The sequence below is a fragment of the Pseudomonas sp. FP2309 genome, from assembly GCF_030687575.1.
Taxonomy (GTDB): Bacteria; Pseudomonadota; Gammaproteobacteria; order Pseudomonadales; family Pseudomonadaceae; genus Aquipseudomonas.
Window position 1 is genome coordinate 3,311,304 of record NZ_CP117439.1, and the last position, 26,666, is coordinate 3,337,969.

Here is a 26,666-nt window from a genome sequence, read left to right on the forward strand (position 1 = left end):
GCTGACCCAAACCTCTGACCTGACGCAAAGCCAATGTGGGAGCAGGCTCCCACATTTTTCCAGCGTGCTTGCCCGAAAAGTCAGGCCAGCTCAGCGCGCAGCTGACGCGCGGCCGCCACCATATGAATCAACGCTGCCTCGGTCTCTGACCAGCCACGGGTCTTCAAACCGCAATCGGGATTCACCCACAAGCGCTCGGCCGGAATCCGCCTGGCCGCCTTGCGCAGCAGGTTGGCCATTTCCGACACATCCGGAACCCGTGGCGAGTGGATGTCATACACGCCCGGACCGATGTCATTCGGGTAAGCGAAGGCTTCGAACGCGTCCAGCAGTTCCATGTCCGAGCGTGAGGTTTCGATGGTGATCACGTCCGCATCCATGGCCGCGATGGACTCGATCACGTCGTTGAACTCGCTGTAGCACATGTGGGTGTGGATCTGGGTTTCATCACGCACCCCAGAGGCACACAGGCGGAACACCTCGGTGGCCCAGTCCAGGTACGGCTGCCACTGCGCCTGGCGCAACGGCAGGCCTTCACGAAACGCGGCTTCGTCGATCTGAACGATTTTGATCCCGGCAGCTTCCAGATCGATCACTTCATCGCGAATCGCCAGGGCCAGTTGACGGGCCTGCACCTCGCGGCCCACGTCTTCGCGCGGGAAGGACCACATCAGCATGGTCACCGGGCCGGTCAGCATGCCTTTCATCACTTTGTGGGTCAGGCCTTGGGCGTAGCGGATCCACTCCACGGTCATCGCTTTGGGGCGGCTCAGGTCGCCGAAGATCACCGCCGGTTTCACGCAGCGCGACCCGTAGCTCTGCACCCAGCCAAAACGGGTAAACACGTAGCCATCCAGTTGCTCGGCGAAGTACTCGACCATGTCGTTACGCTCGGCTTCACCGTGAACCAACACATCCAGGCCGAGGTGTTCCTGGATTTCGACGGCGTGTTTGATCTCGCTGTGCATCGCCTCGACGTATTCAGCCTCGCTCAACTTGCCGGCCTTGTACGACTGACGCGCCAGACGGATCGACGCCGTCTGCGGGAACGAACCGATGGTAGTAGTAGGAAACAACGGCAGGTTGAGATCCGCGCGCTGCTGCTCGATACGCTGGGCAAACGGCGAATGGCGCTGGCTGTCCTGGGCGGTAATGGCGGCAACGCGTGCTTGTACCGCCGGCTTATGAATACGTGGCGAAGCCGCACGTGCGGCCTGCACGGCGCGACTTTGCGCCAGAGCCGCGAGCACGTCTGGCGCCTGAGGGGCGTCGACCGCCTGGGCCAGCACCGCCACTTCGGCACACTTTTGCACGGCAAACGCAAGCCAGCTCTTGAGCTCAGCGTCCAATTGGTCCTCACGCCCCAGATCCACCGGGCTGTGCAGCAACGAGCAGGACGGCGCCACCCACAGGCGATCGCCCAATTTTTCATGGGCATGCCGCAAGGTCGCCAGGGCATTTTCCAGGTCGCAGCGCCATACGTTACGGCCGTTGACCACCCCCAGAGACAACACCTTGTACGCCGGCAGGCGGTCGAGGATGGTCGGGTACTGTTCCGGCGCGCGCACCAGGTCGATATGCAAGCCGTCGACCGGCAGGTTGGCGGCCAGGCCAAGGTTCTCTTCCAGACCACCGAAGTACGTGGCCACCAGTTTTTTCAGCGGGTCGCGCTGGATCAGGTTATAGGCGCGCTCAAATGCGTTTTTCCACTCCTGCGGCAGGTCCAGCACCAGGATCGGTTCGTCGATCTGCACCCACTCCACGCCCAGTTCCGCCAGACGCTGGAAGATCTGGCCGTACAACGGCAGCAGGCGATCGAGCAGGTCCAGCTTGTCGAAATCAGCGCCCTTGACCTTGCCCAGCCACAGGTAAGTCAACGGGCCGATCACCACCGGCTTGACGGTGTGGCCCAGCTCGCGGGCTTCCTGGACCTCTTCGAACAATTGATCCCAACCCAGGTGGAAGTGCTGGTCGGCGCTGAATTCAGGGACCAGGTAGTGGTAGTTGGTGTCGAACCACTTGGTCATTTCCTGGGCGTGGGCACCGCCGCAGCAGCTGTCGCTGACACCGCGGGCCATGCCGAACAGCGTCTGCAGGGTGGCCTTGCCATCCGCTGGGCGAAAACGCGGCGGGATCACACCGAACATCAGCGAATGCGTGAGCACCTGGTCGTACCAGGCGAAGTCACCGACGGGCAGCAATTCGATGCCGGCCTGTTTCTGCAGGTCCCAATGGGTTTTGCGCAAGTCACGCCCCACGGCGCGCAGGCCGGCTTCGTCAAGTTCGCCCTTCCAAAACGCTTCCTGCGCTTTTTTCAGTTCACGGTCGCGTCCAATGCGCGGAAATCCAAGGGAATGAGCGACTGCCATGACTTACAACTCCAATGTCGAATAGATATGGCAGCCATTGTCGACACGCATCGATAGTGAGACAAACTCATTTTATTTTAGATCATCACAACTTCTACTCATGTTCGAATGACATGCAGATAAAACGCGTGGAACATGAACACCGCGCACACCGCCAGCGCCAGGCCCATGCAACGGTTGAACAGGGTGAAGGCCGAATGGCCGCTGATCCGCCGCCCCAGCATCGCCCCGAGCAGCGCATACACCCACGGCGCCCCCACGGCACCCAACGCCAGCAGGGCCGACACCCCGGCGATGGCCGCGCCGGTGATATGCGCCGCCGGCAGCATCACGCTGGTGATCGGCAACACCGCCATGACGCCCTTGGGGTTGAGCAGTTGGATCACCAGGCCGTTCCAGAACGTTAAGGATTTGGTCGGTACGCTTGACCCTTCGTCAACCACCGTACGCGCAGTGAACACCTGGTACGCCAGGTAAAGCGTGTAGACACCGCCCGCCAAGGAGATATACGGCAACGCCGCTTGGGAAATGATTGCTTCACCGGTGTAGCCAAACAGCACGAACATCACCATCATCGCGCAGCCCACCCCGATGAAAAACCCGGTAGAGCGGCGCAACTTGCCGGTGAGGCCGGCATTGAGCCCCATGAAGTTCACGGGACCGGGGCTGTACATGACGCTGAACGCGTAGAGAAAGATATCCATGGGAGACCTGCTGAAAGAAGTGCGGCCAGTCTACTCAGGCGCTCCGGGGCGGATCTTGTACGTTTGTGGCAGGCCAGCAACCCGGCCGCTCAGACCACTAAACCGCCTTTGTGATTAAGACCGATCTGCGCACGAGGCCCTGTCATGGAAGTACAGTTACGCGTGCTCACAAGAAGGCGAGTTCAATCGATATGCAAGAGCGTCACCCACTCAGCGACCTCTACGACGACGGCGTTTCGATACGCCCACTGATAGACCTTCCCCAAGCGGTACGCGCGTTGGAGGCCCAGGCCATCAGCGAAGGATTCGGGTTCCTGACACGGCTGATCACCGAATGGGACAACCACACCAACCGATTCAGTCGGCCAGGCGAATGCCTGTTAGGCGTGTTTTACCAAGACCAATTGGTCGCCATCGGTGGCATTACCCAGGATCCCCATGCCGGGCCAACGGTCGGTCGGCTGCGCCGGGTATACGTCGCCACTCACGTGCGTCGACGCCGGTTGGGGCGCACCCTGGTGCAAGCACTGCTGGACCACGCCGCCCTGAAATTTGAAGAAGTACGGTTGTTCACCGACACACCCGAAGCTGCCGCGTTTTATCGGCGCTGCGGTTTTCAGCCGATAAGCGACGGGACCGCGACCCATGTGAAGTCATTGAGCCTTGCGAACGCGGCTTGCGCGTCAAGTTGACGTTCTACGTGGTGTGTACTAAAAGCTACGCACTCCCTCGTTCCGCCACCCTAGCGCCACCCCCGAAAAAGGACTTTCCCGGTGAAGATACGCAGTCTGTTATGCCTGCTCCTCATTCTCACAGGTTGTATGCAAATCCAACCTCGCGACGCCCAAATCGACAGGGCGTCGGATGGTGCCGTCATGGTTCAGATTCTGGTCAACAGCCCCAATGTCAGCTTTTTTTTCAAGAACTGGCAGACCATTACCCTTGAGCGTGTGAGCAGCCCCACAGGTGAGCACGGCGACAAGTTCTCACTGCGTAAAAACGAAGAAGCCACTTCCAGATCAGCCATCTACGCCGGCTCATTACCGCCAGGCACTTATCGCCTGGGACAGTTCAACGCAGGCCAATGCGGCGCAATGTGTGTCAGCAACGAAGTCGATATCAGTTCGGACTTCAGCCGCTTTGCTGTGCAAAGCGGTCAGCTGACTGACTTAGGGGTCATTATCCAGACGCCGGTCAAGGACCGCCTGGTATTTGTGCATAGTCAGCCCCCCGCCAACGAGTCCACGCGAGAGCGTGTCCAAGCCTTATTTCCCGGTCTGAGCCCGCTGCTCGCCAAGCCAACGCTGTCATGGGATGGCCAAACCGTAAAGGCCGACATGACAAGCGCCTTTGAACTGAGCAAAGCCCTCAGCTTCGGCGTTATGTCGCTGCAGCAGACTACCGAAAACACTTTTATCTACGCCAGTGCCAACGGCGTGATCTATGAATGGACGCCCGGACAACCCGCCGTTGCGCATGATGTAGGGGTGCGCAACGCCATCGAATCGGCCCTCGTCACCGGCGCCGGAACCTGGCTGGCAGGCGGGGAATTGGGCACATTGCGTCAATCGGATGACCAAGGAAGGCATTGGCGGTCCATCCGAGGCAACCTGCCTTTTGGCGTCGTTACCAACTTGCACCAATGGAAGGACCAGGTCATCGCAACCACATTGCGCGGAAACAGTATCTACATTCACAGCGCACCACTGGGTAGCGATCACTGGACGCAGTTGGCGCGCTACGAAAAGGAACTCTCCCTGCGCGCGCTCTCTGAGCTGTTCCCTACCAGGTCTTACTTGCTGGGAAACGAGTTGGTCAGCTCTGTGCCCGGTGACAAGGTCGGCGTGTTGAATCTTGAAAACCGGCAGTCCGCGCTCTACCCGCTGCCGGGTGGCATTTCTCTGTTCTGGGCTTCCAACGATGGCGTGCTGCATTGCAGCTGTGCGGCATCAATGATTTTCAACCCCTATGAAAGCCATGACCACGGCAAGACCTGGCAAGACTCGACCCACACGCGATATATGTTTGGCTCCAACTTCAGGGACAAGAACAACGGCGTCGCCCTGCACTATGTGCTCTATTCCGATATGCGCATGGCCTATACGCAAAACGGTGGCACTACATGGACCGAAACGACCGCACTCTCCCCCACCCTGATCAATGAGTTCTTCTACAGCCGCGACGGCAAATCGGTGTTCGCCTCAATGGTCAACGGCAACTTGCTGCAGTCCAAGGATGACGGGCGTAGCTGGACCGCCGCCATCCGATAAATACAGGCCATGAAACGCCCCTGTTGCGAGCTAATCTGCACCTCGCAACAGGGGCCAGCGGGTCTTACATCAACGGAATCGAATAGCTCACAAACAACCGGTTCTGATCCTGGTCCCGCGCCACTTCACTGCGGGACATCCCGTTGCGCCAGCCAAACCCGACGTTCTTGAACGTGCCGCTCTGCACCACGTAATCCAGGGAGATATCCCGTTCCCACTCGCTGGCATCGTTGCCGCTGGCGGTGAGGATATGCTCGCCCTTGAGGTACATCACCGACGCCTTGAGGCCCGGTACGCCGAGGGATGCGAAGTCATACGCATACTGTGCAAACGCCGTGCGCTCGCCGGCCTGGATGAACGTTTGCACGGTGCGGTCGGTGTAGAGGTACAGGCTGGCACCGCCCTCGCCTTTGCCCACCAGGCCGCCCTGGTTGAGTTGGGCGAAGTTGCTGTCGTCCGAGACTTGCTGATAACCGGCGGTGATCGCGTGCGGGCCCAGGGAGTAGATGAACGCCGCGCTCCAGGTGTTGTTGTCGATTTCACCGTTGCCGTTCTTGGTGTAACCGCCGAACTTGTAGCCTTCGGCACGGCCGGCGGCGCTGCTGTTTTTGCCGTCGGCGGTGGTCTTGAAGTAGCGCAGGTCAGTCTTCAACGAGCCGTATTCGCCCAGCGGCAACACGTGGATCAACCCGGCGAAGTGTTGCTGGTAATAGTCCTCGAGGTTGGCGTAGTAGTACTGCAGCATCAGGTCTTTGGTCAGTTTGTAGTCAGCGCCGGCGTAGGTGAATGTGTTGCTTTCACGGGTGCCACCGGCCGCGGCCAGGCCGCTGCTGTCGCTGGAACCACGGCCGGTGGTGTGTTGCAGTTGGCCGCCGACCAGCGTCAGGTTGTCGATGTCGTTACTGGTGACTTGCCCACCCTCAAACGACTGCGGCAACAGGCGCCCGTCGTTGCTCACCAGAATCGGCAGGTTCGGGCGCAGGTAGCCGTAGCGCGCTTCGGTCTTGGCAAAGCGCGCTTTGGCCGTGGCGCCGCCACGAGCCCAGTTGTCAGCGGCTTTGCCGTCATCGCTGGGGATCATCGAGCTGCCCACATGGCGCCCGCCGCCGCTGTCGAGGGTCACACCAAGCATGCCGATGGCATCCAGGCCGAACCCTACGGTGCCGTCGGTAAAGCCCGACTGGTAGTTGAGGATAAAAGCCTGGCCCCACTCCTCCGTCTTGGACGGCGCGGCCGTTCCGTCGCGGTTATCGTTATTGAAATAGAAGTTACGCAGGCCCAGGTTGGCTTTGCTGTCGCTCAAGAAGTCCGCAGAAGCCAAGGGGCTCAGGACAATACCCAAGCCACCGGTCAACAGACTCAATACATTCAACGTTGCTTTCATCAGGACGAACTCCGGCGCGGAATCCAAGTTCCGGGCGCAAAAAAGAGCAGCAGGATGCCGTCGGCCACACGTTAAGTTGGCCGGGGCGTTAACGGTTATTCAGCGAGTCAGTTGAGTGAAGTGAAACCTCCGTACAACCTCAGTCAATCAATCCATGAGCGTCATAAAACGGATACGGGCCCGGGTAGTCCCCGAACACGCCGTTGTGGCTGATCAGCCCTTGCTGTGCCTCCCAGCGATGCAACAGATACCCCGCCGGCTCCAGGTTGAAATGCGCAGGCGCCGCCGCCTGCAGATCCAGCACGATCTGATGGGACGTGCCGGGGCACACACAACTGAGGCTGCCACCGAAACGTCGCTGCATCGGCCGGTGCAGGTGCCCGCATAACAGGCGTTCCACTTGCGGGTGGCGGGCGACGACCGCTTCCAGGGCGGCGGCATTGATAAAGGGTTCGCGGTCCATATGGCCGATGCCGCTGATAAAGGGCGGGTGATGCAGGATCAGCAAGGTCGGCACATCGGGGCGCAACGCCAGTTGGGCGTCGAGCCACTGCACCTGGCTGTCGAGCAACTGGCCGCCGTGGCCACCGGGAATGGTGGAGTCCAGGCCAATCAGTCGCAGCGGATGCGCGTCCACCACCCAATCCAACGGGCCGTCTGCCGAACGCGGCAAGTAGGCGTGGTCGCTGAATGCATCCAACAGCGGCCCACGGCTGTCATGGTTACCCGGCACCAGGTAGCACGGCATGTGCAGGCGCGCGAGTTCCGGGTGCAGCACGGCGTATTCATCGGCGCGGCCGAAGTCCACCAGGTCGCCGCTGACCACCACGATATCCGGCCGTGGCTGGCTGGCATTCAGGTGGTCGACGGCACGGCGCAGCGCGCCCAGGGTATCCACGACGCCATAGGTGAGGCGCTGGCCGGCTTTAAGGTGCAGGTCGCTGATCTGTGCGACTAAAAACGGACGATTCACAAGCAGACTCTCATGCATTGAGGGTGAACAATTTATGCGGCGCAACTGCCAGAGCCATCGGCGCGCCGACGGCGTACAGGTGGTTGTCGCTGCAGTCCACCAACAGCGGTTGCGGGCCGCCTACGTCCACCAGCAGGCGACTTTGGGCGCCCTGGAAAAACTGCGCGAGCAGATGCCCGTGCAGATGCCCTTCGTGTTCCATCACCCGCAGGTGTTCGGGGCGGCAGTACACGGTATTGGGCAGATTAGCTTCGTGCCAGGGCAACTCGCCGCCGCAGACTTTCAAGCCGTGAGTGGACGGCTCGATGACCTCAAAAGCGTTCAGGTTGCCGACGAAACCGGCGACGAAGGCATTCGCGGGTTTCTGGTAGATCTCCCGTGGGCTGGCCAGTTGCGCGATGCGCCCGTGTTCCATCACCAGGATGCGGTCGCCCAGGGCCATGGCTTCGCCCTGGTCGTGGGTGACGAACACCGAGGTAATGCCCAGGCCCCGCAGCAGTTCATTGAGCTCACTGCGCAGGCGCTCACGCAATTGCGCATCGAGGGCTGCCAGCGGTTCATCGAGCAGCAGCACCTTGGGGCGCGGTGCCAGGGCCCGGGCGAGCGCCACGCGCTGGCGTTGGCCGCCGGACAACTCATGGATGCTGCGTTTGCCGTGCTGTTGCAAACCCACCAGCTCCAGCAGCTCTTCGCAACGCTGAGTACGCTCGCGCGGCGCCACGCCGCGAATCTTCAGGCCATAGACGATGTTCCCCGCCACATCGAGATTGGGAAACAGCGCGTAGTTCTGAAACACCATGCCCACATCACGCCGCTCGATGGGCAGACGCGTCACATCCGTGTCACCGAACAGCACCTGGCCGATGTCCGGGCGTTCCAGGCCGGCGATCAGACGCAGGGTGGTAGTTTTGCCACAGCCGGACGGTCCGAGGATCGCCAGGGTTTCGCCGCCTTCGACGGTCAAGTTCAGGTCATGCACGGCCACGGTGCCGTCGGCGAATGCCTTGCGACAGCCTTGCAGGCGGATAGTGATAGCGGTCATCGACGCTCTCCACGGGACAAACGGGCACTGATGGCCTGCAACGCAATCAGCAGCGGCACGATCATCAGCAAAAAGATCAGGGTGTAGGCACTGGCGATTTCCAGACGCGCCGAGGCATAACTGTCGGCCAGGCCCACCGGCAGGGTTTTGGTCATTGGCGTGTGCAGCATCCAGGTCAGGTTGAATTCACCCAGGGACAAGGTGACCACCATCAGCACCCCGGCCAGAATCCCCGCCCGGCAGTTGGGCACCACCACGCTGAAAAAGCGTTTGATGGGGCCAGCGCCCAGGCTGGCAGCCGCTTCTTCCAACACCGGCAGTTGCTGGCGCTGCATCACCGCCATCACCGGGCGTACCAGAAATGGCAGGGTAAACAGCACATGCCCGACCAGGATGAAGACCCAACTGCTGCGAAACGTGCCGAACTGCCCGTAGGTCAGCAGCAACGCCAGCGCACTGGCCAGGCCCGGCATCGCCACCGGCAGCACCATCAACTCTTCAAAGGCGCGGCTGAAGCGGTTGTTCATGCGCACCAGGGCGTAGGCCGCCGGAACGCCGACCACACACACGCACACCGCGCAGGCCACGGCCAGTTGCAGCGACAGCCACACGGTCGGTGAATAGGCCTGCCACACTTGCACCAGCCAGTCGAAGGTCAGGCCGCTGGACACACCGACAAAGAAGTTGCGCGTCAACCCGGCCACCAGCGACATGAGCACCGGCACCAACATGAAGGCGCACACCAGCAGGGTGAACAGCAGTTGCACCACGAACAGCGATGAGCGCTTCACAGGACCGTCCCCGCGTTTTTCACCAGGCGCCGCGTGAGCAGCAACACCGCCCACGTCACCGCGCCCAGCACCACCGACAGCGCTGCCGCCACGGCAAAGTTGGCGTAATTGGTGAACACGTTGTAGATCGCCACAGGGGTGACGTTCAGCCGCGTGCCCAAGGTAAAGGCCGTGCCGAAGGCGCCCATGGACGTGGCAAAACAGATCGCCCCGCACGACGCCAGCGCTGGCGCGAGGCCCGGCACGATCACGTCGCACACCACGCGCCAATGTCCCGCGCCCAAGGAATGCGCGGCTTCTTCGAGGCTGCGGTCGAGACTCTCGCAAGCGGCCATCACCGTGAGGATCACCCGTGGGATCGAGAAGTACAGGTAGCCCACGAACAACCCGGCCAACGAGTAGGCGAAGATCCAGCGCTCACCGGCCAGGTGCAGGCCCAGGGACGCCAGCAATCCCTGGCGCCCCGCCAACAGGATCACCAGAAAGCCCACCACCACGCCGGGAAACGCCAGCGGAAACGTGAGCAGCGCCACCAGCGCCGAGCGCCCGAAAAACTGCTGCCGCGCGAGGAACACCCCGCTGATACCGCCCACCAGCAAGGCCGCGAACGTGACCACCATCGCCAGCCCACAGGTTTGCACCAGGCTGCCCACGTACTGTGCGCTGCTGAGCACTTGCCAATAACCGCTGCCATGGCTGTCGCGGCTCTCGGTGCCCAGCACGATCAAGTGCGCCAGCGGCAACAACCAGAACGCCAGCAGCACCGCAAAGGCCGGGGCCAACGCCAGGGCCGCATGTTTGGACGACGTTGCCACTTACTTGACCTCGTTCAAGTAGCGGGCGGCGAAGGCTTCCTGCACGGCGGCCATTTTCTGGTAATCCACCACACCGGCGCGGGCGTAGTCGCTGTCCGGCAGAAATTGCGCGGCGACCTCAGCCGGCATCTGCACCGGGCGCACCGGGCGCAGGTAAGCCTTGGCCCACAGCGCCTGGCCGGCGTCGGAGAGCACAAAATCCAGCACCTTCTCGCCGTTGGCGCGGTGCGGCGCGTTGGCCACCAGGCTCATCACATAGGGCACGCTGATGCTGCCTTCCTTGGGGATCACGAAATCAACGTGGGCGTTGTCTTTGTAGCGTGCGCGGTAGGCGTTGAAGTCGTAGTCCACCAGGATCGGCAACTCACCGGACAGCACCCGTGCGTAGGCCGTCTGCTTGGGCACGATGGGGGCGTTTTTGGCCAGTTTCTGGAAGTAGTCGATGGCCGGCGCGAAGTTGTCCAGATCGCCGCCCAGGGCGCGGTTGATTGCCACTGCGGAAACGTAGCCGACAAAGGCGCTGGAGGGATCGAGGTAACCGACCATGCCTTTGTATTCGGGCTTGAGCAGGTCGGCCCAGCTTTGCGGCACCGGCAGGCCGCCCAGGGCATCGACGTTGACCATGATGCCCAAGGTGCCGGAGTGGATCGCGAACCACTGCCCGGCCGGGTCTTTCAGGCCGGCGGGGATCTGTTCCCAGCCCTTGGGCTTGTAACCCTCGACCACGCCGGCTTTTTGCGCCTGCAGACCGAAGGTCACGCCGTAATACACCACGTCGGCCACCGGTGCGGCCTTCTCTGCCACCAGTTGGGCCAGCGACTGGCCGGAGTTCTTGTTGTCCAGCGGCACCTGGACGCCGGTGTCGGCGGCAATGGCTTTGAGCTGGGTGCCCCAATCGGCCCAGTCCGGCGGGCAGTTGTAGCAAATCGCGGTGTCGGCGGCCTGGGCCAGGCCGGCCATGCCACACAGCAGCACCGCTGCCAGGGTTTTACGGAATGCGCGCATCAAGGGACTCCTCAAGGGGTTGAGTACTGTCGCCCGGCCGGATATGGCAAGGCAGGCAATGGGAAATCGGATCGTTGCCGGCGATCTGCGCCAGCAGTTGGTCAATTACCGTGCTGGCGAGCAGCGCAATGGGCTGCACCACGCTGCACAGGGTCGGGTGCATCTGGGTGCCGAGGGCGATGCCATCGAAGCCCATCACCGAGAGCTGCTGCGGTACATGCCAGGCGTTGCGGCGCAGCTCGGCGATCAGGCTGATGGCCAGAAAATCGTTGGAGCACACCAGAGCGGTGGGTGCCTCGGCGCCCGCGAGCGCCGGCTGGATCGCAGCAAAATCGGCCTGGGTGTGGGCCGACATCTCGATCACCGGGCGGCTTTTGAGGCCGTAGGCGTTCATCGCATCGCAATAGCCGGCATAGCGCAGGCGGGCACGGTCGGACTGCAACGCGGGCCCGGCGACCATGCTGATACGCCGGTGCCCAGCGTCCAGCAAATAACGGGTGGCCATGGCCATGCCGGCGCGGTTGTCGACCGACACGGCGCTGTAGTTGGGGTTGCTGGGTTGGTGATAGGCCAGCACGAACGGCGTTTTCTCGGAATTCAGGCTGCTGAGCACGCTGTTGCTTTCGGCATCGGTGACGGTCAGCACCAGGCCGTCCACCCGCTGGCGCAGCAGTTCTTCGACCACGCTGCACTCGCGCTCGGCGCTGTAGTCGGTGGTCGCCAGCACCAGGCTGTAACCGCGCAAACGCGCCGCCCGCTCCATGGCCTGGAACTGTTCGGCGAACACCGGGTTGAGCAGGTTGGGTACCACCACGCCAATCAGGTTGGTGGTTTGCAGGCGCAGTTGGCGGCCCAGCAAATTAGGGCGAAAGCCCAGCTCACGGGCGGCGGCGAACACCTGTTCGCGGGTGGCCATGCGCACCTGCTCAGGGGAGGCAAAGGTACGGGCGGCGGTGGCACGGGACACACCGGCCAGCCGCGCAACGTCTTTCAAATCAGTCATTGTCACTCGCTTGAGATCGATCTCATTGGCGAGGACAGTAACGAGCAAATGTGGCAGGACAGTGGTGGGAAGATGACGGTTTGATGGCAGCCGCCCCCTCCCACACCGGGCCGATGTATGCCCTTGGATAGTCATACTCCGGGGCTATGCTTGAAAACCCGGCGCGCAAAATCCGCCGGCTAACCTTTCGATCCTGACCAAGTGCGGGCACAATGCGTGTCCTTTTTTGGCAGGCACCGCCGCAGGCTCTCAAAAATGATCAAAACGCCGTACTACCTCATCGATAAACAGAAGCTTCTGGTCAACATGCAGAAGATTGCTTACGTGCGCGAGCAGTCCGGCGCCAAGGCTCTGCTGGCGCTCAAGTGCTTTGCCACCTGGTCGGTGTTCGACCTGATGCAGCAATACATGGACGGCACGACCTCCTCGTCGCTCTATGAATTGAAGCTCGGTCGCCAGAAATTCGAAGGTGAAGCCCACGCCTACAGCGTGGCCTGGGCCGACGATGAAATCGAAGAGATGCTGGATAACTGCGACAAGATCATCTTCAACTCCATCAGCCAGTTGCAGCGTTTTGCCGAACGCAGCGAAGGCAAGACCCGTGGCCTGCGGGTGAACCCGCAGGTGAGCAGCTCCGATTACCTGCTGGCAGACCCGGCGCGTCCGTTCAGCCGCCTGGGCGAATGGGACCCGGAGAAGATCGAAGGCGTGATCGAGCAGATCTCCGGCTTCATGTTCCACAACAACTGCGAGAACGGCGACTTCAGCCTGTTCGACAAGATGTTGTGCACCATCGAAGAACGCTTCGGCGCGCTGCTGCACAAGGTCAAGTGGGTCAGCCTCGGCGGCGGCATCCACTTCACGGGTGAAGGCTATGCACTGGACGCGTTCTGCGCGCGGCTTAAGGCATTCTCCGAGAAGTACGGCGTGCAGGTGTACCTGGAGCCCGGCGAAGCGGCGATCACCAACAGCGCTTCCCTGGAAGTGACCGTGCTCGACACCCTCTACAACGGCAAAAACCTCGCCGTGGTCGACAGCTCCATCGAAGCCCACCTGCTGGACCTGCTGATCTACCGCCTCAACGCCAAACTGGCGCCGAGCGAAGGTGAACACACCGTCATGGTGTGCGGCAAATCCTGCCTGGCCGGGGATATCTTCGGCGAATACCAATTTGATCGTCCGTTGGCCATCGGCGATCGGCTGTCGTTCATCGACACCGCGGGCTACACCATGGTCAAGAAAAACTGGTTCAACGGCCTGAAAATGCCGTCCATCGTAGTGAAACAACTCGACGGTACAGTCGAAGTGGTTCGTGAATTTGGTTACGACGACTACCTGTCCAGCCTTTCGTAAGCTGGCGGATATTAGGAGAGCAAAAGCAATTGAAAAAGAACGTTCTTATCATTGGTGCAGGAGGTGTCGCCAAGGTGGTGGCCCACAAGTGCGCGCAGCACAACGACGAACTCGGTCGTATTGCTATCGCGTCGCGCAACATCTCCAAATGCCAGGCCATCATCGACAGCGTCAAGGCCAAGGGTAGCCTCAAAGTACCCGCCGATATCAAAGCCTTCGCGCTGAACGCCCTGGACGTGGAAGCGACCAAGGCCCTGATCCGTGAAACCGAATCGCAGATCGTCATCAACGTCGGTTCCGCGTTCCTCAACATGTCGGTACTGCGTGCCTGCATCGATACCGGCGTTGCGTACCTCGACACCGCCATCCACGAAGAGCCGGGCAAGGTCTGCGAGACCCCGCCGTGGTACGGCAACTACGAGTGGAACCACCTGGAAGAGTGCAAACAGAAGAACATCACCGCCATCCTTGGCGTGGGCTTCGACCCAGGTGTCGTCAACGCGTATGCCGCGCTGGCGCAGCAACAGCATTTCGACCGCATTGATTCGATCGACATTCTCGACGTCAATGCCGGCTCCCATGGCAAATACTTCGCCACCAACTTCGACCCGGAAATCAACTTCCGCGAATTCACCGGACAGGTGTGGAGCTGGCAGAACAGCCAGTGGACCAGCAACACCATGTTCGAAGTCAAACGTACCGACGACCTGCCGGTGGTCGGTTCGCAGAACCTCTACCTCACCGGTCACGATGAAGTGCACTCGCTGTCGAAAAACCTCGACGTGCCCAACGTGCGCTTCTGGATGAGCTTCGGCGAGCACTACATCAACGTGTTCACCGTGCTGAACAACCTCGGCCTGCTCTCCGAGAAGCCGGTCAAGACCGCCGAAGGCCTGGAAGTGGTGCCGTTGAAAGTGGTCAAGGCCGTACTGCCCGACCCGTCTTCGCTCGCCCCTGGCTACACCGGCAAGACCTGCATCGGCGATCTGGTCAAAGGCACCAAGGATGGCCAGCCACGTGAGTTGTTTATCTACAACGTGGCCGACCACGAAGACGCCTTTGCCGAAACCGACAGCCAGGGCATCTCCTACACCGCCGGTGTTCCACCCGTCGCCGCCGCGCTGCTGGTAGCCCGTGGCGAGTGGGATGTGAAACACATGGCCAACGTCGAGGAACTGCCGGCTGAACCGTTCCTCAAAGCGCTGGACGTGATGGGGTTGCCGACTCGCATCAAGGACGAGAAAGGTGATCGGGCTTGGGATGCGATTGCCTGATGGGTGATTGTTGACCGAACAAAAGAATGCGCCCCAAGGGGCGCATTTTTTTGGCGACAATCCTGCTGTAGAAACTCCCCCCTATAGCGGGGTTGCGGTGCCGTGAAGTCGCGTACCTGATCAGGGATTTCTCACACTTCTTTCAGGTTGCCGCCCGGAACTTCGCTGACTAACCTCTTCGCCCGTCGCTGCCAATTCAGCGACCGGATTTGACCGTCCGGCCTTGTTAACGAACTGCTACGCCCTGCCCCTATCCCAGGCGTTTTTTTGTGCCTGAGGTATCGTGTCGCGGCAGTTGTGCGCGGGATACCTTCGGGTATGCCGGGTTCGTTGACAACCGGTCGGTCAACCCGCGTACAGCTGCCACCCTCTTCGTTCGACCGCGAACGCTGTGTGCAACTGTTGGTGGACAAAGCACTGGATGACGCCCATCCAGCCGCATGACACCCAATGATCGTTCCCACGCTCTGCGTGGAAATGCCGCCTGGGACGCTCCGCGTCCCGCCGGCGAGTGTGAAGTTCGAAGAGTGCGCAATGGTGACGCGGAGCGTCACGGGGTGCATTCCCACGCAGAGCGTGGGAACGATCTCAATTGCCTGATGGATGATTGTTGACCGAACAAAAGAATGCGCCCCAAGGGGCGCATTCTTTTTGGCGACAATCCTGCTGTAGAAACTCCCCCCTATAGCGGGGTTGTGGTGCCGTGAAGTCGCGTACCTGATCAGGGATTTCTCACACTTGTTTCAGGTTGCCGCCCGGAACTTCGCTGACTAACCTCTTCGCCCGTCGCTGCCAATTCAGCGACCGGATTTGACCGTCCGGCCTTCTTAACGAACTGCTACGCCCTGCCCCTATCCCAGGCGTTTTTTTGTGCCTGAGGTATCGTGTCGCGGCAGTTGTGCGCGGGATACCTTCGGGTATGCCGGGTTCGTTGACAACTGGTCGGTCAACCCGCGTACAGCTGCCACCCTCTTCGTTTGACCGCGAACGCTGTGTGCAACTGTTGGTGGACAAAGCACTGGATGACGCCCATCCAGCCGCATGACACCCAATGATCGTTCCCACGCTCTGCGTGGAAATGCCGCCTGGGACGCTCCGCGTCCCGCCGGCCAGTGTGAAGTTCGAAGAGTGCGCAATGGTGACGCGGAGCGTCACGGGGTGCATTCCCACGCAGAGCGTGGGAACGATCTCAACCCACTCAAAACACCGACCACCCAATCCGCTCACTCAACAACTCCAACGCCTTGATCCCCGCCAGGGAGTTGCCCGACGCGTTCAGCTCCGGCGACCACACGCACACCGTGAACTGCCCTGGCACCACCGCGACAATGCCACCCCCTACCCCGCTCTTGCCCGGCAAGCCGACGCGGTAGGCAAAATTGCCCGCCTCGTCGTAGAGCCCGCTGGTAGCCATGATCGAGTTGACTTGCTTGGTCTGGCGTGGGCTCAGGATCTGTTCGCCGCTGTGGGCGCTGGTGCCCTCGTTGGCCAGGAAGCTGAACGCTTTGGCCAGGTCCAGGCAGCTCATCTGCAAGGCGCAATAGTTGAAGTAGCTGTGCAGCACCGCATGCACATCGTTGTGGAAGTTGCCGAACGATTTCATCAGGTAAGCCATGGCCGCGCTGCGTGCGCCGTGCTGGGCTTCGGAGTCGGCGACAACACTGTTGACCAGGATATGCGGGTTGCCCGACAGGCGCCGCACGAAGTCGCGCATCGACAGGATCGGCACCGCAAAGCGCGACTGGTTGATGTCGCAGATCACCAACGCGCCGGCGTTAATGAACGGGTTACGCGGGCGGCCGCTTTCGAACTCCAGTTGCACCAGCGAGTTGAACGGCTGCCCCGACGGCTCATGGCCCAGGCGTTCCCAGATGCTCTCGCCACCGTGGTCGATGGCCTGCACCAGACTGAACACTTTGGAGATGCTCTGCACTGAGAACAGCGTATCGGCGTCGCCGGCACGGTAGGCCGAGCCGTCGTTGCCGTACACGGCGATGCCGAGTTGGTTGGCCGGTACATGGGCCAGGGCGGGGATGTAATCGGCGACTTTGCCGAGGCCGATCAATGGACGCACTTCGTCGAGGATCGACTCCAGCAGCGCCTGCATGTCTTGTCCTGTCATCTTGGTTTGAATCAGTGATAGCGGGGCGCGGAGGATACTTCAATGGGCGCGAAAGCCCCACACAATCTCCACCACCCGCTCGGCCACCACCAGATAAATCAGGATCAACAACAGCTGCAACGCCAAGTGATAGCGCAGCTTGGCGAGCCGGCGAATGCCATCGCTCACGTTCAGCAACATCAGCACCGCCGACAGCACAATCAGCCCCCACCCCGCCACGCCGGACGCAAACACCCCAACGAACAACACCTGCTGGCCCAGCAGTGCATTGGTGCCTGCGGCAAACAGCAGCGCACAGACCAGCAGGTTCTTGACGTTGTCGAAAATCTGCGTGCTCAGGTCATTTTCCAACAGGGCCAGGTAACGCTTCCAAAACGTGTGCATGGGTCAGTACCGGGTAGGATCACTCGTCAATCAAAGTAGTCCAGATGCCGGTGGTCTGCACCGCTCAAAGGAACTGGGCCTGAGTTTCGGCCGCGGGCGTCGGGAGTTGCCTGTGATCCTGTCAGTGCAACGCCTGGCCAAGGGCGACAGTGTGCAACGCGTGGCCCTGGACCTGGGTTATGAAAACGCCAGCGGTTTTATCACCATGTCCCGCAAAACCGTGGGCCAGCCGCCGGCGCGTTTCCTGGCGGACCGGGCCGGGGCTGTCGGCGCGACCGCCCCGACGATTGCGCTCAAAGACAGCCACTGACGACCCAAGGTCGCCCAGGCGGCTGTGATCGAAAGGTGGGAGGCTATTCGCTGCGTGCCACGCCCGTCCCAAACCGCCGAATCGCCAGGCAATACCCACCCAACGCCAGCGCCGCCAGCAACCCGCCCGCCGCGCCGATCCAGGCGAAGCCGAAGTGGCTGCCGACCCAGCTGCCCATCAGGGCGCCGCCGCCGATGCCGATGTTGTAGATGCCCGAGAACATCGCCATGGCGACGTCGGTGGCGTCCGGGGCCAGCACCAGTACTTTGGACTGCATGGCCAGGCCGAAGCCCATGATCGCCATGCCCCAGAAGACGCTCAACACCACCAGGTAGGATTCGGCACCGCTCAACGGCAGCATCAGCGCCAGGCACGCGGTGAGGATAAACACCGCGCCGACCACGAACAGGTGCGGGTTAAAGCGGTGCACCAGGCTGAACAGCAGCGAACCGATAATGCCCGCGCCGCCAAACACCAGCAGGATCAGGGTGACCGCGCTGCCACCCAGGCCGGCAACGCCTTCGACGAACGGTTCGATGTAGCTGTAGGCGGTGAATTGCGCGGTCACGGTCAGCGCGGTGAGCACGTAGAGCGCCACCAGCGCCGGGCGTTTGAACAGCAGCGGCAGGCTGCGCAGCGAACCGGAGTTCTGGCTCGGCAGCAGCGGCAACGTGCGCGCCAGCCAGAACACCAGGCCTCCCGCGAACGCGGCGATCACCAGGAACGTGGTACGCCAGCCCATGGCTTCGCCGAGCAGACGGCCGAGGGGAATGCCCAGCACCATCGCCAGCGACGTGCCGGTGGCCAGCAGCCCGAGGGCTTGTACCTGCTTGCCGGCTGGCGCCAGGCGCACTGCGAGGGACGCGGTGATCGACCAGAACAGCGCATGGGCCAGCGCGATGCCGACCCGGCTGACCATCAGCAGGCCAAAACTGGTGGCCACGCTGGACAGGATATGGCTGGCAATAAACAGAGCGAACAGCACGATCAGCAATTTGCGCCGCTCGACGTTACGCGTCAGCAGCATCACCGGCAGCGAGGTCAGGGACACGATCCAGGCATAAATGGTGAGCATCAGGCCGACGCTGGACACCTGCATGTCAAAGCTGGCGCCGATGGCGCTGAGCAGCCCGACGGGCACGAATTCGGTGGTATTGAACACAAAGGCGGCCAGCGCGAGGGCGATGACCGGTTGCCAATTGGCTTGAGGGGTTGCGGCTGACTGGCTCATTTAACGGCGAAGTACTCTAGCGATGATCGAACGGCCACCCAGGACAAGCGCCGCCGCCAAGCATTCTATAGGTTTCTCGCCGCGGTGTAGGCGCTGATCCGTGAAGATTCGACGGCCAACCGCTCAGGGCGAAGACAGCGTCCCCCCCCTTCGTCGACGCTCCTGCTTGGGCTGGTAAGCAAGAGATCGACCTTCAGTGCGCAAACTTGAGGTGATTCGCCAACCTAAGGCTCCACCTGCCCCATCAACTCCGGGATGCTTTCCGGCCGATTCGCATAGCGCTGCGCCAACGCCGCGCACACCATCAATTGAATCTGGTGAAACAGCATCAACGGCAGAATCAACACGCCCATGCTCGCCCCGGCAAACAGCACCTGGGCCATGGGCACGCCGGTGGCCAGGCTTTTCTTCGAGCCGCAGAACAGGATGGTGATGCGGTCTTCCTGGTTAAAGCCGAACACCTTGCCCAGCACGGTCGACGCCACCAGCACCAGCGCCAGCAACACGCAGCAGGCCACCACCAGGCCGCCCAGTTCCCACAGCGGAATCTGATGCCAGATGCCTTCGTTGACCGCCTCGCTGAACGCGCCGTAGACCACCAGCAGGATCGAGCCCTGGTCGACGAACTTGAGCCAGGTCTTGTTGCGGCCCACCCATGCACCGATCCAGCGACGGGCGATTTGCCCGGCAATGAACGGCAGCAGCAGTTGCACACTGATCTTCACGATGGCATCGACGGTGGAGCCGCCTTCACCGTGCACGTTGAGCAACAGCGTCACCAGCAACGGCGTGAGGAAGATCCCGAACAGGCTGGACGCCGCCGCGCTGCAAATCGCCGCCGGGATATTGCCGCGTGCCAGGGACGTAAAGGCAATCGCCGATTGCACGGTGGCCGGCAATGCGCAGAGGTAGAGCATGCCCATGTACAGGTCTTTGCCGATCAACGGCGACAGCACCGGCTTAAGTGCCAGGCCCAGCAATGGGAACAGCACGAACGTCAGGCTGAACACCAGCAGGTGCAAGCGCCAGTGGCCGGCCCCGGCCACGATGGCCTGGCGCGACAGCTTGGCGCCGTGCAAAAAAAACAGCAGCGCGATGGCCAGGTTGGTCACCCAGCCAAACGCCACGGCGGTCTGGCCGCTGGCGGGCAGCAAAGAGGCAAGGGCCACCGTGGCGATCAGCGTCAGGGTGAAGTTGTCAGGCAGGAAACGGGGGCGAGTCATAAGCGGATCTTCCAGGGGTTGCCAAGAGCGTCACCGCGACTCTAACGTAACGGCTTGTTACCGACTAACGCCAATGAGCCAGTAAATGCCGCCTAAAGGACACGATAAGACCGTTCGCCGCAGCATTCCCGGGCTCTCCAGCCTGCCGCGTCCGGTGTATGGGCGTACCGAATCGCTGCCCAATCGTGCGTTGACCCGCCGCCACAGCCACCCGTGGGTGCAATTGTCTTACGCGATTTCGGGGGTGCTGGAGATCCAGACCAGCGCCGGGCGCTTTGTCGCACCGCCGCAACGGGCGGTATGGATCCCCGCTGGCATGCCGCACCGCGTGTACAGCGCACCGCACACCGAGATGCGCAGCCTGTACCTTGATTGCAGCGTCACCGCCTGGGCGGCTGAGCACTGTCATGTGTTGCAGGTGAACAGCCTGCTGCGCGAGCTGATCCGCAGTTTCAGTGAGCTGCCGGTGGAATATGCCGAGGATGGCCCGGATGGACGGCTGGCCCAGGTGATCCTCGACCAACTCGCCGCCGCGCCCCAGGTGGATTTGATGCTGCCGCTGCCCCACGAGCCACGCTTGCGCCAGATCTACCGCAGCCTGAGCCTGCGCCCGGAACAACAGACCACCTTGGGCCAATGGAGCGAGAAACTGGGACTCAGCGAAAAAACCCTCAGCCGCTTGTTTCTAAAAGACACCGGCCTGAGCTTCCGCGCCTGGCGCCAACGCTTGCGCCTGCTCAGCGCACTGCCCGCCCTGGAGCGAGGCGAACGGGTCACGGACGTGGCGCTGGGGTGCGGCTATGAGTCGACGTCAGCCTTCATCAATGCATTTCGCCAGCAGTTTGATGCCACACCCGGTGAGTTTTTCCGCTAGCCGCCACCGCCACCCAGGGCCTCGCTGCTCGCTTCAGCAACGGCGGGCGGCAACAGCGCGCATCTATTTGTGATGCAAATACCCCCAAACCCGCGTACGGCTGGTATGGTGCCGCGCTTTGAAAAAACTGCCGTAACCCGCGAGGAACTGCCCGTTGAACACTGACGAAAAAATGACCGGGGACCTGTTCGAGGTCGATAAGCGCCTGTCACTCAAGCCCGTGGTGGACTTCAACGCCTACCTGCGCAGCGCCTTCGGCGACGGCCTCTGCACCTGCATCCGCTGCACTGCGGGCAGTGGAAATGAAACTGGCTATGAGTTCCAGCACACCTTCACCTTCGACGGCAAACCCGGCCACCGCCGCTTTGCCTCCACGGCTGGCAGCGATGTGCTGATGGCGCTGAAGAAAGCGTGGTTGTCGTACACCAAAGCAGAGCTGCCCGCCAGCGGCGCACTGGCGCTGGACACGGTGAAGGAGTTTGTCGAACCGCAATTGCACAAGCGCCTGGCGCCGCTGTTTCTGGCCAGTGGGCTGGTCAAGGATGTCGACGGTGAGCTGCGCATTCAGCCACAGGCGCTGGCCTGATACGAGTCGATCACAACGCTATAGCGCAACTGTGGGAGCACAACGCCTCCCACATTCACAGCGCGCTGTGGCCTAGAAACCGGGCACGCCCTGTACGCGGAACCCGGGCGTCAGTTCTTCGTCCAGCGGCTCGGTCAGCGGCCGATCCTCAATGCCTGGCACCAGAATCACCTTGCGGCACTCCTCCTCGGCTTTATCAAACAGCTCATAGCCCCGCGCCGCCTGTTCCAGTGACAGTCGATGGGTGACGATCGCCTCCGGGTTCAAACGCCCCAGTTCAATGTGCTCCAGTAGTTCCGGTAGAAAGCGCTGCACATGGGTCTGGCCCATCTTGAAGGTCAGGCCCTTGTCGAACGCGTCGCCAAACATGAACCCATGGATGAACCCCGCATACACACCCGCCACGCTGACCACCCCACCCCGGCGCACGGCGGCGATGCATTGGCGCAGGGCCTTGCCGCTGCTGCCTTCGATCTTGAGGGTGGTGAGGATGGTCTCGGTGGTGCTGCCCTTGGCTTCGAAGCCGACGGCATCCACCACGCCATCGACGCCACGCATGCCGGCGGTCTGGCGGATGATGGTGTCGGCGGGATCATCGTCGTCTTCGAAGTTGATCGGGATCACGCCGTACATCTTCTGCGCATAGGCCAGCCGATACGGGTGATCGTCAACCATGAAGATCTGCTCGGCGCCCAGCATCTGCGCGCACGCTGCACTCAGCAACCCGACCGGCCCGGCACCATAGATCGCCACACTGGAGCCCTGGCCAATACCGGCGTTGGTCACGGCCTGCCAGGCGGTGGGCAAAATGTCGGATAGAAACAGCACCTTTTCATCCGCCAGCACGCCGGGCACTTTGAACGGCCCGGTGTTGGCTTTAGGCACCCTTACCAGCTCGGCCTGACCACCCGGAATGCCGCCATACAGGCGGCTGTAGCCGAACAGCGCAGCACCCGGCGGGATCGCCTTTTTGTTCAGAATCGCGCCGCGCCCGTCGTTAGTGGTTTCACAGGCGGCGAATTGCTGCAACTGGCAGAAAAAACACTCACCACAAGCGATCACGAACGGGATCACCACGCGGTCACCGCGTTGGACCGCTGTCACCCCTGGCCCGGTTTCTTCGACGATGCCCATGAATTGATGGCCGAATATATCGCCATGCTCCACGGTGGGGATCTTGCCGCGGTACAGGTGCAGGTCAGAGCCGCAGATAGCGGTGGCGGTGACCCGCAGAATAATGTCGTCGGGTTGTTCGATGATGGGGTCGGGGACGGTGTCCACCTGCACCTTATGGGCGCCTTGGTACGTCATGGCTCGCATGGGCTGCACTCCGGTTATTGAGTAGAGTCAGTCATTAGGGGCAGCAGTGATGGCAAGTGTTCCGTTGGCGTTCGCAGCCAGCCGATCAAAGGTCGCCACGACTTTGGGCAAGCAAGCGGTCGACGACTGCCTGTAGCCCCGCATGCGCGTCCGCGTCCGTGGCAGAGGCGTCGGCGAAACACTTCAGTTGATCCACCGCACTGTTGCCGCGCCGCAACAGCGCCAGGGCGTGCTCGAACAACAAGGGTTCGCCCATGGCCTCGGCGGTCGTCTGGAAGCGTTGTGCCGCGCGCTGTAACAGCTGTTCGGCGGCGCCGGTGGTGCCTTGGTCGTCCAGGGCGAAAGTACCCGCCGTACCGTAGCGCTTGGCCTGCCAGCGGTTTTCCTTGAGCAGCCAACGGGTCTGGGCGGTGAACAGGGCGCCGGGCCGAGGCATCCCGCAGGCATGGGTGACCATTACACGAAACAGCGTCGCCAGTAGGAGTGCGTCCTCCAGCCGGGGGCAGGCGTCCGTCATGCGCAGTTCCAGGGTGGGATAACGCGCCGCCGGGCGAATCCCCCACCAGCCGTTGCCGTCAGCCTTGATCGCACCCACGCGCTGCATCAACGCCAGGTAGCGCTGGTAGGCCGCCCAATCCTCGAAATGCTCCGGCACGCCCATGCGTGGCCACTCGTCGCAGGCGGCCTGGCGGTAGCTCATGAAACCATTGGGCACGCCCTCCCAGAACGGCGACGAACAACTGAGCAGCAGCAGCAACGGCAGCCACGGTGACACTTCGTTCATCACCGCTATGCGGTCCACCTGCGCCGGCACCTGCACATGCACGTGCAGCCCGCACAACACGCTGCGGCGCGCCACGTGTTGGATGTCCTCGAACAGGCACTCGAAATGCGCCTGCGCGGTGGGTGCCTGGTCACGCCAGGCCGTGAGGGGATGGCTGCCGGCGCAGACAATGCCCAGGCCGAATTCGCCGAGGGACTCAGCCAGGTTATGCCGCACGGTGGCCAGGTAATCGGCGGCTTCGCGACTGGCCTTGAATACCGGCGACGCGACTTCGATCTGCCCCTGGAACATCTCGAAGGCAAACCCCGCGCCGATCGCCCGTTGACACGCCGCCAATACCGCGGCCGGCGGCTCGCTGAGCATGCGACGGCTGTGCAGGTCGGTGATGAAGTATTCCTCTTCAATGCCGAAGGTGAGCATGGGCGGTCAGCGCAAGCGGGTCACGGTGAGCGCGACCACGGCGATCCGCTCCACGCGCTCATAGCCGGGTTTGTCGAGTTCTTCACCGAAGACATCCGGGTCCAGTTCGCGGTAGGTCCAGCCGAAGGCATCGCTGGCCAGCAACGGCTCGACCGCTTCCAGAAACGGATCGCCGCCGGCCACCATCGCCACCCCGGTATAGAGCACCAGGCTGCCGCCCAGGGTCAGGCGCCCAAGGGACTCGCCGACGATGCGTACCGACAAGTGCTCACCCAATGCACCGCCGCCATGCCGGTAGGCGCGCTGACGGTCGTCGTTCATGTAGGGCGGGTTGGCGACGATCAAATCGAACGTGCCGTCCAGGCTCGCCAGCAGGTCGCTCTGGTACACCCTGACGTTATCCAGCCCGGCCAGCTCGGCGTTCACCGCGGTCATGCGCAGGGCGCGCGGGTTGATGTCCACCGCGAGCACCTGCGCGTCATGCCGCGCCTGGGCGATGACCAGGGCGCCCACACCTGCGCCGCAGCCAATGTCGACGGCGCACTTGATCGGTTCGAAACGCTGTTGCAGATGGGCCTGGATCACCTGGGCGAACCGGTAGCTGTCGGGGCCGAAGAACACCGCATCCGCCTGGGTGGTGGGGTACGGCGAATGCGCAAACAACAAATCCCCGAGGCTCGACCAGCGCACGGTACTGCGCCACAGCGCGTCGTGTTTTTCGATCACGTCCGCTTGCTGCAGCTCATCACGAAAGGCAGCGGGCAGCAGGTCATGCTCAAAAGGCATCGACCAGCCGAACACATCGCGCAGGTTCATTGCCAGCGGGGTCGCCAGCCGCCGGTACACCCGTTCGTGGGTCAAGGGCGTGGGGGTGACAAAGCGGTAGCCGCTCTCTTTCAGGCCTTTGCCCAGGTTGAGTAAGGCGCGGTCGGCCAGTTGTTGTGCAGACATGAGCGGTTCCTTAGCGCAGACGCGCACGCAGTTGGATAAAACGGCGGGTGGCGTACAGGCCGGCCGGGGTGCAATGACGGCGGGCCGACAGCCACGGGATCAGCGCGTTGAGCTGTTGTGCGTCGGGCAGGTTACTCAGCGACTCCACCAGCGCCTGGGTATCCGGGTCTGCCGGGCGCTGCTGCTCGCGTGCAAACGGGCTGCCGCGTCCCGGCCTGGCGGGTGGAACGCGTTGCTCGCTGACCCAGTCACCGGCGATCCAGTCATGCAGCAGTTGTTTTTCATAGCCGCTGAACACACCGAACATCGCCGCGCCCGCCCCTTCGATCAGCTGCCAGAAGCGGCTGTCGGCGGGGTTCTGGTTGAGTTTGATCCAGCCCTTGTCCTGCAAGGCGCGCAGAAAATCCGGGATCTGCCCCGGCGTCGCCAGCCATTGATTGACGGTCTTGCCCTCGAAGCGGCAATAGTCTGAATGCATGTGTTGGCCGAAGGTGCGCTTGCGTTCAAGCATTGCCACCACTTCGTCCAACAGGTTGAAGCGGTCGATCACCGCCGTGGTGCCCGCACCCAAATCATTCAGGCGATAGCCCTGAGCCACGCGCCGGTAAAAGTCCGCCCTGCCCTCGCCCAGTGGCAGCAGGTTCAGGACCGACTGTGCCGCCTTGCAGGCGTGGCCACTGCTGGCATTGTCGATGGTCACGTGGAGCGTGAAGTAGTAAGGGTCGATGCCCAACTCGCTCAGCTCATAGGCGGTGATCAACAAGTGCAGCGGCAACTGCTCGTAGCCCAGGTTGTAGCCGATGACCTCCGGCAGGAACTCATCGGCGCACAAGCCCAGGGCCAGTTGCAGCGCGCCTTGCAGGTAGTGCTCATCCTCCAGGCCCGCCTCGCTGTCGGCATCGTGCTCACTGAGCAACTTGCGGTAGATCACCACATGGTTCTGCGCGGCCTGGCCATCGCCCAGCTCTTCGAGGTAGGTGGTGAGCAGGCCGTCGAAGCGCTGGTCCTGCCAGTGGCGCAGCAACCCATAGAGCCACGCGCCATCGACCTGCTTGGTCGGCGCCACACGTTGCAGCACATACAGCGCATGGGCCTTGTTGCGAAAGTAACGACGCGGCCGGCCTTGCTGGCGCTGCTCAAGGTAGTCGGCATAGGCCTGGGCGACGGCGGCGCAACGCTGCTCGACCCAGGCAAACAAATGGTCCGGCTCGTCGGGCAGCTCACAGGCCGCGTCCTGGACCTGCGCCAGCTGCGTGTGCAGGAACTCGCGCGCCAGTGCGCAAGCGTCCGGCGCTTCGCCATACAGCTGTTGATAGACTCGCTGACAGTCGCCGCAGCCCGAGTGATGCACAGAAGCCGGTTGGCCCGACAGCGCCGTTAATAGCGTCATGATGGCAGTTCCCGCAATGTCCTATACAACCTGGCCTTATGGCATGAAGGCCCCGCAAGAGCGCGCGCTGTGCGGCGCTTCTATAGGG

Annotated in this window: 23 protein-coding genes and 1 pseudogene; 7 read left to right on the top strand and 17 right to left on the bottom strand. The window is 62.1% G+C overall.

Annotation, left to right across the window (positions count from 1 at the left end; genetic code table 11):
* Window positions 1–80: 80 nt before the first annotated feature.
* Both metE and PSH59_RS15055 read right to left on the bottom strand, forming a co-directional pair.
* Entirely contained in the window at window positions 81–2,369 is a 2,289-nt protein-coding gene (metE, locus tag PSH59_RS15050) for a 5-methyltetrahydropteroyltriglutamate--homocysteine S-methyltransferase (RefSeq protein ID WP_248083526.1), read from the bottom strand.
* A gap of 98 nt (window positions 2,370–2,467) precedes the next feature.
* Window positions 2,468–3,073: a LysE family translocator gene (locus PSH59_RS15055; protein WP_248083528.1), complete on the bottom strand. Its 606-nt coding sequence runs from the start codon at window positions 3,071–3,073 to the stop codon at window positions 2,468–2,470.
* A gap of 191 nt (window positions 3,074–3,264) precedes the next feature.
* Between PSH59_RS15055 and PSH59_RS15060 the strand changes: the two genes are divergently transcribed.
* On the top strand, window positions 3,265–3,765 hold the full coding sequence (locus tag PSH59_RS15060) for a GNAT family N-acetyltransferase (protein ID WP_248083529.1): 501 nt from the start codon (window positions 3,265–3,267) through the stop codon (window positions 3,763–3,765).
* Window positions 3,766–3,948: 183 nt separating this feature from the next.
* Window positions 3,949–5,343 (top strand): hypothetical protein, encoded by a 1,395-nt coding sequence (locus PSH59_RS15065; protein WP_305393065.1) that lies wholly within the window; start codon window positions 3,949–3,951, stop codon window positions 5,341–5,343.
* 64 nt (window positions 5,344–5,407) lie between these two features.
* Here the strand turns inward: PSH59_RS15065 and PSH59_RS15070 are convergent, their stop codons facing one another.
* From PSH59_RS15070 to PSH59_RS15100, 7 genes are all read right to left on the bottom strand, one after another.
* On the bottom strand, window positions 5,408–6,727 hold the full coding sequence (locus tag PSH59_RS15070; RefSeq protein ID WP_305393066.1) for an OprD family porin: 1,320 nt from the start codon (window positions 6,725–6,727) through the stop codon (window positions 5,408–5,410).
* 139 nt (window positions 6,728–6,866) lie between these two features.
* A complete protein-coding gene (locus PSH59_RS15075) occupies window positions 6,867–7,700 on the bottom strand; it encodes a phosphodiesterase (RefSeq protein WP_305393067.1) in 834 nt (277 codons plus the stop codon).
* Window positions 7,701–7,710: 10 nt separating this feature from the next.
* Window positions 7,711–8,742 (bottom strand): ABC transporter ATP-binding protein, encoded by a 1,032-nt coding sequence (locus tag PSH59_RS15080; RefSeq protein ID WP_248083533.1) that lies wholly within the window; start codon window positions 8,740–8,742, stop codon window positions 7,711–7,713.
* Window positions 8,739–9,533: an ABC transporter permease gene (locus PSH59_RS15085; RefSeq protein WP_248083534.1), complete on the bottom strand. Its 795-nt coding sequence runs from the start codon at window positions 9,531–9,533 to the stop codon at window positions 8,739–8,741. Before PSH59_RS15085 ends, PSH59_RS15080 begins: the two co-directional genes overlap by 4 nt.
* Complete coding sequence (locus PSH59_RS15090; protein ID WP_305393068.1) at window positions 9,530–10,348, bottom strand: iron ABC transporter permease; 819 nt, start codon at window positions 10,346–10,348, stop codon at window positions 9,530–9,532. Before PSH59_RS15090 ends, PSH59_RS15085 begins: the two co-directional genes overlap by 4 nt.
* A complete protein-coding gene (locus PSH59_RS15095; protein WP_248083537.1) occupies window positions 10,349–11,353 on the bottom strand; it encodes an ABC transporter substrate-binding protein in 1,005 nt (334 codons plus the stop codon).
* Window positions 11,337–12,356, bottom strand: a complete 1,020-nt coding sequence (locus tag PSH59_RS15100) for a LacI family DNA-binding transcriptional regulator (protein WP_248083538.1) — start codon at window positions 12,354–12,356, stop codon at window positions 11,337–11,339. The genes PSH59_RS15095 and PSH59_RS15100 overlap by 17 nt, the downstream gene beginning before the upstream one ends.
* 255 nt (window positions 12,357–12,611) lie before the next feature.
* Between PSH59_RS15100 and PSH59_RS15105 the strand changes: the two genes are divergently transcribed.
* Complete coding sequence (locus tag PSH59_RS15105; protein ID WP_248083539.1) at window positions 12,612–13,709, top strand: carboxynorspermidine decarboxylase; 1,098 nt, start codon at window positions 12,612–12,614, stop codon at window positions 13,707–13,709.
* Window positions 13,710–13,738: 29 nt separating this feature from the next.
* Window positions 13,739–14,983 (top strand): saccharopine dehydrogenase family protein, encoded by a 1,245-nt coding sequence (locus PSH59_RS15110; protein WP_305393069.1) that lies wholly within the window; start codon window positions 13,739–13,741, stop codon window positions 14,981–14,983.
* A 1,198-nt stretch (window positions 14,984–16,181) separates the two neighbouring features.
* Here PSH59_RS15110 and glsB read toward each other — a convergent pair.
* Together glsB and PSH59_RS15120 are read right to left on the bottom strand one after the other, a co-directional pair.
* Window positions 16,182–17,090 (bottom strand): glutaminase B, encoded by a 909-nt coding sequence (gene glsB, locus PSH59_RS15115; protein WP_248079370.1) that lies wholly within the window; start codon window positions 17,088–17,090, stop codon window positions 16,182–16,184.
* Between the two features lie 54 nt (window positions 17,091–17,144).
* Entirely contained in the window at window positions 17,145–17,489 is a 345-nt protein-coding gene (locus tag PSH59_RS15120) for a hypothetical protein (protein WP_248079373.1), read from the bottom strand.
* Between the two features lie 67 nt (window positions 17,490–17,556).
* On the opposite strand from PSH59_RS15120, the pseudogene PSH59_RS15125 reads away from it, so the two are divergent.
* A pseudogene (locus PSH59_RS15125) lies at window positions 17,557–17,799 on the top strand (helix-turn-helix domain-containing protein); the annotation flags it as partial.
* A gap of 43 nt (window positions 17,800–17,842) precedes the next feature.
* Here PSH59_RS15125 and PSH59_RS15130 read toward each other — a convergent pair.
* Both PSH59_RS15130 and PSH59_RS15135 read right to left on the bottom strand, forming a co-directional pair.
* The gene (locus tag PSH59_RS15130; protein ID WP_305393070.1) at window positions 17,843–19,030 is read right to left on the bottom strand and encodes a sugar transporter; all 1,188 of its coding nucleotides are present in this window, start codon (window positions 19,028–19,030) and stop codon (window positions 17,843–17,845) included.
* Between the two features lie 224 nt (window positions 19,031–19,254).
* Window positions 19,255–20,253: a bile acid:sodium symporter family protein gene (locus PSH59_RS15135; RefSeq protein WP_248079379.1), complete on the bottom strand. Its 999-nt coding sequence runs from the start codon at window positions 20,251–20,253 to the stop codon at window positions 19,255–19,257.
* A gap of 85 nt (window positions 20,254–20,338) precedes the next feature.
* Between PSH59_RS15135 and PSH59_RS15140 the strand changes: the two genes are divergently transcribed.
* Both PSH59_RS15140 and PSH59_RS15145 read left to right on the top strand, forming a co-directional pair.
* Window positions 20,339–21,127 carry a helix-turn-helix domain-containing protein gene (locus tag PSH59_RS15140; RefSeq protein WP_305393071.1) on the top strand — a complete coding sequence of 263 codons (789 nt, stop codon included), beginning with the start codon at window positions 20,339–20,341 and terminating at the stop codon, window positions 21,125–21,127.
* 154 nt (window positions 21,128–21,281) lie between these two features.
* On the top strand, window positions 21,282–21,713 hold the full coding sequence (locus PSH59_RS15145; RefSeq protein ID WP_248079383.1) for a hypothetical protein: 432 nt from the start codon (window positions 21,282–21,284) through the stop codon (window positions 21,711–21,713).
* Window positions 21,714–21,785: 72 nt separating this feature from the next.
* Here the strand turns inward: PSH59_RS15145 and PSH59_RS15150 are convergent, their stop codons facing one another.
* The 4 genes from PSH59_RS15150 to PSH59_RS15165 all read right to left on the bottom strand — a co-directional run bounded on the left by PSH59_RS15150 (window position 21,786) and on the right by PSH59_RS15165 (window position 26,578).
* A complete protein-coding gene (locus PSH59_RS15150; protein ID WP_305393072.1) occupies window positions 21,786–23,033 on the bottom strand; it encodes a zinc-dependent alcohol dehydrogenase in 1,248 nt (415 codons plus the stop codon).
* An 85-nt stretch (window positions 23,034–23,118) separates the two neighbouring features.
* Window positions 23,119–24,237 (bottom strand): carboxylate-amine ligase, encoded by a 1,119-nt coding sequence (locus PSH59_RS15155; protein ID WP_305393073.1) that lies wholly within the window; start codon window positions 24,235–24,237, stop codon window positions 23,119–23,121.
* 6 nt (window positions 24,238–24,243) lie between these two features.
* Window positions 24,244–25,188 carry a class I SAM-dependent methyltransferase gene (locus tag PSH59_RS15160; protein WP_248079389.1) on the bottom strand — a complete coding sequence of 315 codons (945 nt, stop codon included), beginning with the start codon at window positions 25,186–25,188 and terminating at the stop codon, window positions 24,244–24,246.
* A 10-nt stretch (window positions 25,189–25,198) separates the two neighbouring features.
* On the bottom strand, window positions 25,199–26,578 hold the full coding sequence (locus tag PSH59_RS15165) for an iron-containing redox enzyme family protein (protein WP_305393074.1): 1,380 nt from the start codon (window positions 26,576–26,578) through the stop codon (window positions 25,199–25,201).
* Between the last annotated feature and the right edge of the window lie 88 nt (window positions 26,579–26,666).

Bases quoted from the DNA above. Each gene is read 5' to 3' on its own strand.
- metE (WP_248083526.1), bottom strand. From the start codon at position 2,369: ATGGCAGTCGCTCATTCCCTTGGATTTCCGCGCATTGGACGCGACCGT.
- PSH59_RS15055 (WP_248083528.1), bottom strand. From the start codon at position 3,073: ATGGATATCTTTCTCTACGCGTTCAGCGTCATGTACAGCCCCGGTCCC.
- PSH59_RS15060 (WP_248083529.1), top strand. From the start codon at position 3,265: ATGCAAGAGCGTCACCCACTCAGCGACCTCTACGACGACGGCGTTTCG.
- PSH59_RS15065 (WP_305393065.1), top strand. From the start codon at position 3,949: ATGGTTCAGATTCTGGTCAACAGCCCCAATGTCAGCTTTTTTTTCAAG.
- PSH59_RS15070 (WP_305393066.1), bottom strand. From the start codon at position 6,727: ATGAAAGCAACGTTGAATGTATTGAGTCTGTTGACCGGTGGCTTGGGT.
- PSH59_RS15080 (WP_248083533.1), bottom strand. From the start codon at position 8,742: ATGACCGCTATCACTATCCGCCTGCAAGGCTGTCGCAAGGCATTCGCC.
- PSH59_RS15095 (WP_248083537.1), bottom strand. From the start codon at position 11,353: ATGCGCGCATTCCGTAAAACCCTGGCAGCGGTGCTGCTGTGTGGCATG.
- PSH59_RS15100 (WP_248083538.1), bottom strand. From the start codon at position 12,356: ATGACTGATTTGAAAGACGTTGCGCGGCTGGCCGGTGTGTCCCGTGCC.
- PSH59_RS15105 (WP_248083539.1), top strand. From the start codon at position 12,612: ATGATCAAAACGCCGTACTACCTCATCGATAAACAGAAGCTTCTGGTC.
- glsB (WP_248079370.1), bottom strand. From the start codon at position 17,090: ATGCAGGCGCTGCTGGAGTCGATCCTCGACGAAGTGCGTCCATTGATC.
- PSH59_RS15120 (WP_248079373.1), bottom strand. From the start codon at position 17,489: ATGCACACGTTTTGGAAGCGTTACCTGGCCCTGTTGGAAAATGACCTG.
- PSH59_RS15130 (WP_305393070.1), bottom strand. From the start codon at position 19,030: ATGAGCCAGTCAGCCGCAACCCCTCAAGCCAATTGGCAACCGGTCATC.
- PSH59_RS15135 (WP_248079379.1), bottom strand. From the start codon at position 20,253: ATGACTCGCCCCCGTTTCCTGCCTGACAACTTCACCCTGACGCTGATC.
- PSH59_RS15140 (WP_305393071.1), top strand. From the start codon at position 20,339: ATGCCGCCTAAAGGACACGATAAGACCGTTCGCCGCAGCATTCCCGGG.
- PSH59_RS15150 (WP_305393072.1), bottom strand. From the start codon at position 23,033: ATGCGAGCCATGACGTACCAAGGCGCCCATAAGGTGCAGGTGGACACC.
- PSH59_RS15155 (WP_305393073.1), bottom strand. From the start codon at position 24,237: ATGCTCACCTTCGGCATTGAAGAGGAATACTTCATCACCGACCTGCAC.
- PSH59_RS15160 (WP_248079389.1), bottom strand. From the start codon at position 25,188: ATGTCTGCACAACAACTGGCCGACCGCGCCTTACTCAACCTGGGCAAA.
- PSH59_RS15165 (WP_305393074.1), bottom strand. From the start codon at position 26,578: ATGACGCTATTAACGGCGCTGTCGGGCCAACCGGCTTCTGTGCATCAC.